The organism is Mesorhizobium sp. M2C.T.Ca.TU.002.02.1.1, from assembly GCF_003997225.1.
Genome location: NZ_RZTO01001102.1, coordinates 1 through 1616, shown reverse-complemented (window position 1 = coordinate 1616; position 1616 = coordinate 1). Strand labels below are relative to the sequence as shown.

Below are 1616 nucleotides of genomic sequence, written 5' to 3'. Positions count from 1 at the left end.
CCTTCGGATCGATCACCTGTTCGGCCGAGGCGGCGAAGCGGAAAGCGGGCGTCTCGTGCCAGTGCAGTTGCATGCGCACGCCGCGCAGTAAGGGATATTTCATCAGCCGGTCGATCTGCGGCCGGACATCGTCGACCGTCATGTCGGCATAGCCGACGATGGCGTGCGGCCACCCCGTTTCTTCGGCTGTCTTCTGCAGGAAGGCGACCTCCTTCTCGAAATCCTCCTTGGCCCAGTTGGTCTGCACGTAGACGGCCTTCTCGACGCCCGAGCCCTTCTGGTCCTCGAGGAACTCCGTGATCGGATAGTCGCGGCGGATCGGCTCGTAGGGGCCGAAGATGCGCGGCACCATCGGCCCGACCAGCCAGGGCTGGTCCTTCTGGCGCCAGATGTGGAAATGCGCGTCGATGGCTTTCTGCATCACGATACCCTTTTCCAGATGGAAGCGGCCGCCGGAGCGGGGCGGGCGAGCGACAGGATGAAATCGGTCAGGCTTCCGATCGACGAGCCGTCGACCAGGTCGTCGAGCGCCGGCAGGATGGCGTGGAGCGCGGCCGTCGCCGGGCGAAAGCGCGGATCGCCTGCGAGCGGGCTCGCCAGCGACAGCCGGAAGGCGCGGGCGCTGAAGCGGCGCATCGCGATCTCCAGTTCGGCATGGCTGCCGCGTTCCAGGCCGTCGGACAGGATGACGACGCAGGCGCCACGCGCAAAAGCGGAAAAGCGTGGCACCGAAAGGAAGGCGAGCAAGGTCGGACCCATGCGGGTGCCGCCGTCCCAATCGTCGACAAGTGTTGCGGCGCGCGCAAGCGCCTGCTCACGGTCGCGGATTCGCAGCGCGGACGTGACGCGGGTCAGGCGTGTGCCGAAGGTGAAGACTTCGGCACGGTCCGCGCCTTGCACGGCCGCATGGGCCAGCTTGAGATAATCGGCGGTGTGCAGCTTCATCGAGCCGGAGACATCTATGAGCAGCAAGAGCTTGCGTGGCACGGCTTGGCGGCGACGCAGCAGCGGCGAGGGGATGTCGCCATCGGCGCTGACGATTTCGCTGAGCGAGCGGCGGAGGTCGAGTGTGCCGCGCGAACGCGTGCGCGCAGTGCGGAAGGAACGGCGCGCGGGCAGCGCGGACGCGAGCTTGCGGCGGAACTGGCCGAGACCATCGGCGTCGCGCTGGAAATCGCGGCTGCTCAACTGCTCGAGCGCCGAAGACAGCTCGCCGCCTTTTTCCTGGCGAGCGACCTGTTTTTCTTCCTCGCGCGCGCCGCGGTCGTCCTTGATCCGGGTTTCGTCGTCCTCGTCACCTTCGATCGCGGGCCTGGCGTCGCCGTAGAAATAGGCTCGGAAATGCGCCTCGAATTCGCCGCGGCGATCGGGCGAGGGGGCAAGCGCCGCGAGAGCTGCCTCGCGAATGTCGTTCATCGAGCGCGGGCCGAGCAGGGTTACGGCCTGCATGAAGCTGGTGATTTGTTCGGGGGCGATGGCGAAGGCGTGATGGCGCAGCAGGCGGGCGAAGCTTAGAAAAGGCCTTGTGGCACTAGGCAAGCCTTCCGCGCGCCTCATTCCTTCGCCCCCCTCTCTGTCCTGCCGGACATCTCCCCCTCAAGGGGGGAGATTGGCAG

2 protein-coding genes are annotated in these 1616 nt (G+C 66.6%); both read right to left on the bottom strand.

The features are described from left to right. On the bottom strand, positions 1–421 hold a 421-nt coding region (locus tag EOD07_RS33775), incomplete at its 3' end, for an amidohydrolase family protein (RefSeq protein WP_164772812.1). Then, positions 421–1557 (bottom strand): VWA domain-containing protein, encoded by a 1137-nt coding sequence (locus EOD07_RS33770; RefSeq protein ID WP_127238293.1) that lies wholly within the window; start codon positions 1555–1557, stop codon positions 421–423. The genes EOD07_RS33770 and EOD07_RS33775, both read right to left, overlap by 1 nt. Positions 1558–1616 lie beyond the last annotated feature (59 nt).